General features: G+C 63.5%; 6 protein-coding genes. All 6 read left to right on the top strand.

The window, feature by feature from the left end; all coding sequences use genetic code 11:
* Positions 1–1,177 (top strand): MCE family protein (locus WA944_RS12200; RefSeq protein ID WP_526372733.1); only part of this gene is annotated, 1,177 nt, incomplete at its 5' end.
* Complete coding sequence (locus WA944_RS12195; RefSeq protein WP_526372734.1) at positions 1,177–2,211, top strand: MCE family protein; 1,035 nt, start codon at positions 1,177–1,179, stop codon at positions 2,209–2,211. The genes WA944_RS12200 and WA944_RS12195, both read left to right, overlap by 1 nt.
* A complete protein-coding gene (locus WA944_RS12190) occupies positions 2,204–3,262 on the top strand; it encodes an MCE family protein (protein ID WP_526372735.1) in 1,059 nt (352 codons plus the stop codon). Before WA944_RS12195 ends, WA944_RS12190 begins: the two co-directional genes overlap by 8 nt.
* On the top strand, positions 3,259–4,659 hold the full coding sequence (locus WA944_RS12185) for an MCE family protein (protein ID WP_526646984.1): 1,401 nt from the start codon (positions 3,259–3,261) through the stop codon (positions 4,657–4,659). Before WA944_RS12190 ends, WA944_RS12185 begins: the two co-directional genes overlap by 4 nt.
* Positions 4,660–4,712: 53 nt before the next feature.
* Positions 4,713–5,846, top strand: coding sequence for an MCE family protein (locus WA944_RS12180; RefSeq protein WP_526372737.1), 1,134 nt, complete (start codon positions 4,713–4,715; stop codon positions 5,844–5,846).
* A partial coding sequence (locus WA944_RS12175; protein WP_526646983.1) for an MCE family protein occupies positions 5,846–7,199 on the top strand: 1,354 nt, incomplete at its 3' end. The genes WA944_RS12180 and WA944_RS12175, both read left to right, overlap by 1 nt.

Genomic DNA, 7,199 nt, shown 5'->3' with positions numbered 1-7,199 from the left:
CCACGTCAGGATAGCGGCGGTGATTCTGGCGGCGCTCATCCTAGCTTCCGCTATGCTCACCTACCTGTCGTACACCGCGGCGTTCACCTCGACCGATACCGTGACCGTGACTTCGCCGCGGGCCGGCTTGGGCATGGCAGAACAGAATAAGGTCAAATACCGGGGCATCCAGATCGGCAAGGTCAAGGACATTGAGTACGTCGGCGATCAGGCGAAACTCACGCTGGCCATCAACAGCAGCCAGATGCGTCACGTCCCGTCCAACGCAGTAGTGCGGATCGCCGGCACGACGATCTTCGGAACAAAGGCGGTGGAGTTCGTTCCGCCCGAAAAGCCGGCGGGCACATCGCTGCGCAGCGGCGCGCACGTGCAGGCGTCGTCGGTTCAACTCGAGGTCAACACACTGTTCCAGACGCTGACCGATATGCTGCACAAGATCAATCCAGTCGAGCTGAACGCGGCGTTGACGGCGCTCGCTGAGGGGTTGCGCGGTCGCGGCGAGGACCTCGGATCGCTGCTGAGCGGGACGAATCAACTTGTGGCGCAGTTGAACCCGGCAATGCCGACGGTACAGACCAATTTTCAGCAGACCGCTGCCGTGGCCAACATCTACGCCGACGCAGGACCCGACCTGGTCACCCTCCTCGACAATGTTCCGTCGATCAGCAACACCATCGTCGACGAACAAGACAACCTGAACGCGACCCTGCTGGCGACTATCGGGGTAGCCGACAACGGTTATGCCACGCTTGTGGCCGGATCGGACGACTACATCTCCGCGATCCAGCGCGCCCGCGCGCCATTGAAGGTGCTCGGCGACTACTCGCCGGAATACGGCTGTGTAATCAAGTCCATGGTGAAATCGATCCGGACCTTCAACCGCGAGATCGGCGGAGTGAAGCCAGGTCTGTTCGTGTCCTCTAACTTCTTGCTCGGCGGACCGGCGTATACCTATCCAGAAAGCCTGCCGATTGTCAACGCAACTGGCGGGCCCAATTGCCGTGGTTTGCCCGACATGCCGAACAAACAAGGTAACGGCTCGTGGTACCGCGCGCCTTTCCTGGTTACCGACAACGCGTACATCCCATATGAGCCCTTCACTGAGTTGCAGGTGGACGCCCCGTCGACACTGCAGTTCCTGTTCAACGGCGCGTTCGCCGAAAGGGACGATTTCTGATGAAACACCGAGGCATCATGTTAAGGGTCGTCGCCTTCGTGGTGGTCATGATGTTGGTGGCCGCAGCTTTGGTGGTGGTCTTTGGGCAGTTCCGATTCGCTTCCCGCAGCGTCTATCACGCCAACTTCGCCACCGCGTCGCTGCTGAAGGGCGGTAGTAAGGTGCGCATCGCCGGTGTGGACGTCGGTGCGGTCAAGGCCGTTGAGCTGAACTCCGACAACACCGTCGACGTGGCTTTTGAGGTTGACAAGCGGTATCAGCTGTACACGTCGACGCGCGCGATGATCCGCTACGAGAACCTGGTCGGCGACCGGTTCCTGGAAATCACCTCGGGCCCAGGTGACCTGCGCAAGCTCCCGCCTGGGGGCACGATCGACCAGCACCACACCGAGCCGGCACTGGATCTCGATGCGCTGCTGGGCGGCTTACGACCGGTGCTCAAGGGCCTGGACGGCGACAAGATCAACGAGATCAGCAACGCGATCATCCAGCTGCTGCAGGGCCAGGGGGGCGCGCTGTCGGACGTGCTGTCGAACACCGGGACGTTCACCCAGGCACTCGCCGACCGACATCAGCTCATTTCCGATGTGATCCACAATCTCGACACCGTGCTGGCGACCGCCGACGAGAAGCGTGCCCAATTCGACACCAGCATCGATCAGCTCCAGCGGCTGATCTCCGGTCTGGCGCAAGGGCGCGATCCCATCGCCGGGGCGATTCTCCCGTTGGCTGCGGCAGAAAAGGATCTGACCGACATGCTGCAGCGCTCCCGGCGGCCACTGCAGGGGGTGCTTGAGAACCTTCGGCCATTCGCGACGGAACTGGACGACCGAAAAGCCGAGATCAACGGGATCCTGGAACCGCTTGCCGAGAATTGGTTGCGGCTCAACGCACTCGGTGCGTACGGCGCCTTCTTCAATATTTTCTTCTGCTCGGTATCGCTCAAGTTCAGCGGGCCCGCCGGCAGTGACGTCTTGGTTCCGGTGCTGTTTCCGCCGGACCCGTCGAGGGGCAGGTGTTCCGAAGATGGCTAGAAGTGACAGCTCGAACCCGTTCAGGACCGGGGTCTTCGGTATCACTTTGGTGGTGTGTGTGGCTCTGGTGTCGTTCGGGTATAAAGGACTTCCCTTCTACCCGCAGGGAAAACCATACGATGCGTTCTTCACCGACGCCGGCGGCATCACGCCGGGCAACGACGTCAACGTGTCCGGCATCAAGGTCGGCCAGGTGACCGGGGTGGCGCTGGCCGGCGACGCGGCAAAGGTCACGTTCACCGTCGACCGCAGCATCAAGGTCGGCGACCAGTCCTTGGTGTCCATCAAGACCAACACCATCCTGGGCGAGAAGTCGCTGGCGGTGACACCGGCGGGTGGCGGTAAGTCGACGACGATACCGCTCGGCCGCACCACCACTCCCTACACCCTGAACACCGCGCTGCAGGACCTCAGCCGCGACGCCGGAGCACTGGATCAGGGGCAGTTTACGCAGGCGCTGCAGGTGTTGACCGATTCGCTGCACGACGCGACGCCGCAGCTACGCGACGCTCTCGACGGGGTGACCGCCCTGTCGCGCAGCATCAACGCCAATGATCAGGCGCTGGCCCGGCTGCTGGCCCACGCGAAGTCGGTGAGCAAGGTGCTTGCCGACCGGGCCGGCCAAGTCAATCAGCTCGTCATCGACGGCAACCACCTGTTCGCGGCACTCGACGAACGCCGGGCCGCGTTGAGCAGTTTGATCGCCGGCATCGACGAGGTGTCCGATCAGATCTCGGGCTTCGTGGCCGACAACCGGCGGGAGTTCGGTCCCGCACTAGCCAAGCTGAACTTAGTACTGGACAACTTGAATGAACGCCGCGACCACATCAGTGAGGCGCTGCGGCGGTTACCGGGTTATGCCACAACGCTCGGCGAAGTGGTCGGCTCGGGTCCCGGCTTCCACATCAACCTTTACGGTCTGCCGAATCCAGCCATAGCCGGCCCACTGTTGGACTCCTACTTCCAGCCTGGCAAGCTGCCCGACAGCCTCGCCGACTTTTTGCGCGGCTTCATCACCGAGCGCCTGATCCTGAGGCCGAAGTCGCCGTGAACTTACACCTACCAGCCCGCACCAGCGCGTGGTTCCGCGGCGGCGTCACCGCGGCATTGGCGGTGGCGTTGATCGTCGGCGTCTATCTGGTCTGGCCCGGCCGCGAAGGCCACCAGGTGGTCGGCTACTTCACCTCTGCGGTCGGGCTCTATCCTGGCGACGATGTCCGGGTCGTCGGTGTCCCGGTCGGTCGGATCGAGTCGATCGAGCCGCAAGCAGAGGCCGTCAAGATCACGATGTCGGTGCAAAGCGGCGTCAAGGTGCCAGCCGATGTACGCGCGATCATCATGGCGCCCAACTTGCTCGATGCCCGCTTCATCCAGCTGACGCCCGCCTACACCGGCGGACCGGCAATGGCCGACGGCGCAAGCATAGGGCCAGATCACACCGGGGTACCGGTGGAATGGGACGAGATCAAGGAAGAGCTGACCGGTCTCAGCATACAGCTGGGCCCACAGGAAGGAAGGTTGCAGGGACCGCTCAGTGCGTTTGTCAACCAGGCCGCCGACACCTTCGACGGCAACGGCGACTCATTCCGGCAGGCGCTGCGTGAGCTGTCGCTGACCGCGGGCCGGTTGGGTGACTCCCGCACCGACCTGTTCGGGACGGTCAAGAATCTGCAGGCCCTCACCGAGGCCCTATCGAACAGCAACGAGCAGATCGTGCAATTCTCGGGCCACCTGGCCTCAGTATCTCAGGTGATGGCCGACAGCTCGGCCAACCTCGATGCCACCCTCGGCACACTCAATCAGGCACTCTCCGACGTGCGGGGGTTCCTGCATGACAACAATTCGGCGCTGATCGGCCAAGTCGACAAGCTTGCTGACTTCACGAAGATTCTCTCCGATGAGGACAAGAGCATCGAGCAGATTCTGCACGTCGCCCCACACGGTTTGGCGAACTTCTACAACATTTACGAGCCGGCCCAAGGGTCGCTGGCGGGCCTGTTGTCGCTGCCGAACTTCGCGAACCCGGTGCAATTCATCTGCGGGGGGTCGTTCGACGTCGGCGCGAACCCGGCGGACTACAAGCGGGCCGAGATTTGCCGGCAGCGGATGGCACCGGTGCTCAAGCGGCTCACCATGAACTTTCCACCCGTGCTGTTCCACCCGATCAACAGCATCACCGCCTACAAGGGCCAAATCATCTACGACACGCCTCTCACCGAAGCCAAGGCGATGACCCCGATACCGCATCTGCAGTGGCAACCCTCGCCAGGGATCACTCCACCGCGGATGGCGCCAGGGGCGGACCTCGATTCGTTGCTGCTGCCGCCTGCAGCGCCGGCCGCCGGCGGACCCGCACAGCACGGCACCGGACCAGGACCGGAACCGCCCGCCACTGGTCAGTTCCCGGCCGAGGCCAGCCCGTCACCGCAGCCTGGAGCCGGCGGATGACCCGAAGAGCGGCACGCCCCAGACTACCTCGAGCAGCCTTCCAGACGATCGCAATGGGCGCGGCGATGCTGCTAGCCGGCTGCCAATTCGGGGGGCTGAATTCGCTGAACCTCCCGGGCACCGCCGGGCACGGCGAGGGGTCGTATTCGATCACGGTAGAGATGCCGGACGTGGCGACGTTGCCGCAGAATTCGCCGGTGATGATCGACGACGTCACGGTCGGCAGCGTCTCGGGCGTCGACGCGGTGCAACGACCTGACGGCAGCTTCTATGCGGCCGTGAAGCTGTCGCTGGACCGGAGCGTCAGGCTGCCGGCCAACGCCACGGCCAAGGTCGCGCAAACCTCGCTGCTTGGTTCCCAGCATGTGGAACTGGTCGCACCCGTCGATCAGACGGCCATTGGCGAACTCAGCCACGGATCGGAAGTTCAACTGAACCAATCGAGCCGCTACCCGACCACCGAAGAAGTGCTGTCAGCGCTTGGTGTTGTAGTGAACAAGGGCAACCTGGGCGCGCTTCAAGACATCACCAGCGAGGTATACGCCGCCGTGGCCGCCCGCACAGCCAGTTTCGTCGACCTGGTGCCCCGACTCGCCCAGCTAACGGCAGCACTGAACCAGCAGACCAACGACATCATCGCCGCGGCGGAAGGACTCGACCGCTTCGCCGAGATCCTGGCGCGCAACACGGACAGCGTAGCCCGTGCCCTAGACACCGTGCCGGACGCACTGCGAGTCCTCAACGACAACAGGTCCAGCATCGTCAACGCGTTCGGCGCGCTGCAAACCTTCGCCACCGTAGCGTCGCGCATTCTCGCCGAGACGAAGGACGATTTCACCGCCAATCTGATGGATTTGTACCCCGTCATCAAGGCGCTGAATGATAACCGCGGCGACTTCGTGTCGTCCCTCGATCTCCTGCCCACCTTTCCGTTCACATCCAAGTACCTCAAGCGAGCGGTACGCGGCGACTTCCTCAACGTCTTCGTCACCTTCGACCTGACGGTGCGCCGAACCGGTGAATCCCTGTTCACGACGTCGTTCTTCGACCCGAACATGAAGCACCTCGATGAGGTGGTCAACCCGCCGGACTGGTTGATCGGCGCCACGGCGAACCTGTCCGGGCAGGCGGCCGACCCGTTCAAGATCCCGCCCGGGACAGCCTCAGGGCAGGAGGCACCACGCTGATGCTGAACCGAACCGCGCGAATTCAACTCTTCACCGTTGCTGTGATCACCGTGCTCGCCGTCAGCGCGCTTGCGACGTACTACCTGCGGGTGCCCGCCATGCTTGGGATCGGTGCCTACAACATCACGGCCGACTTCGTCGCTGGCGGCGGCCTGTACCAGAACGCCAATGTCACCTACCGTGGTGTCACCGTGGGGCGGGTAGTTGCGGTCACGGTGTCTGATGACGGCGTCGGTGCACAGATGCGCATCAACAGCGACGCGAAGTTGCCGGCGAACGTGACGGCCACCGTCAAGAGCGTGTCAGCCGTTGGCGAACAGTACGTGGACCTAGTTCCACCCCACGACCCAGCCAGCGCCTTGCTGCACGACGGTTCCCGCATCGACCGACAGCAGACCGCCATCGGTCAGGACATTGCCGGGTTACTTCAGGCGGCGGATGCCCTGGTGAGTAGCGTCGGGAGCAGCCGACTGCAGGACTTGTTGCGCGAGACGTTCAAGGCTTTCAACGGCTCCGGCCCCGAACTGGCCCGACTGATCCAGTCGGCTCGGCTGCTGGTCGACGAGGCCAACGCGAGCTGGCCGGAAACTTCCCAGCTGATCGACCAGGCGGGCCCCCTTCTGGAGGCGCAGATTCGCAGTGGCAACGACATCAAGTCGCTGGCCGACGGGCTCGCCCGCCTCACAACCGAAGTACGCCATGCCGATCCGCAGCTGAGGACCATGCTGGCGACAGTGCCGGACGCGGCCGGCGAGGTCAATACCGCATTCACCGGAATCCGCCCGTCATTTCCGGTATTAGCCGCAAATTTGGCCAATCTCGGCCGGGTGGGCGTGATCTACCACAAGTCGATCGAGCAGGTGCTGGTCATCTTCCCGGCCCTGATGTCCGCTCTGATTACCGTGGCCGGCGGGGTCCCGCAGGATGAGGGCGCCAAGCTCGACTTCAAGCTTCCCTTGGGTGATCCACCGCCGTGCACCGTCGGGTTCATCCCCCCGACCCTCATCCGTTCGCCGGCCGACACCACAGTGCGAGAGCTGCCCAAGGACTTGTACTGCAAGGTTCCGCAGAACGACCCGAGTGTGGTGCGTGGGGCCAGGAACTACCCGTGCCAGGAGTTCCCCGGAAAGCGCGCGCCCACCATCGCGCTGTGCCGTGATCCTCGCGGATACGTCCCGATCGGCAACAATCCGTGGCGTGGGCCGCCCGTTCCGACCGGTACACCAGTTCAGGATCCGCGGAATATTCTGCCACCCAATAAGTTTCCTTACATCCCGCCGGAGGCAGATCCCGAACCGGGAGCCCCGGCGCCGCCGGGAGCGTTGCCGCCCGGATTAGCACCAGGCCCAGGCC

Source organism: Mycobacterium sp. (assembly GCF_049683355.1).
Classification (GTDB): Bacteria; Actinomycetota; Actinomycetes; order Mycobacteriales; family Mycobacteriaceae; genus Mycobacterium.
The sequence above is the reverse complement of the archived record's forward strand: the minus strand, read 5'-3'. Positions and strand labels throughout refer to the sequence as shown.

What these genes read in the sequence shown, in the direction of transcription:
- WA944_RS12195 (WP_526372734.1), top strand. Translation starts at nt 1,177, where the DNA reads ATGAAACACCGAGGCATCATGTTAAGGGTCGTCGCCTTCGTGGTGGTC.
- WA944_RS12190 (WP_526372735.1), top strand. Translation starts at nt 2,204, where the DNA reads ATGGCTAGAAGTGACAGCTCGAACCCGTTCAGGACCGGGGTCTTCGGT.
- WA944_RS12180 (WP_526372737.1), top strand. Translation starts at nt 4,713, where the DNA reads ATGGGCGCGGCGATGCTGCTAGCCGGCTGCCAATTCGGGGGGCTGAAT.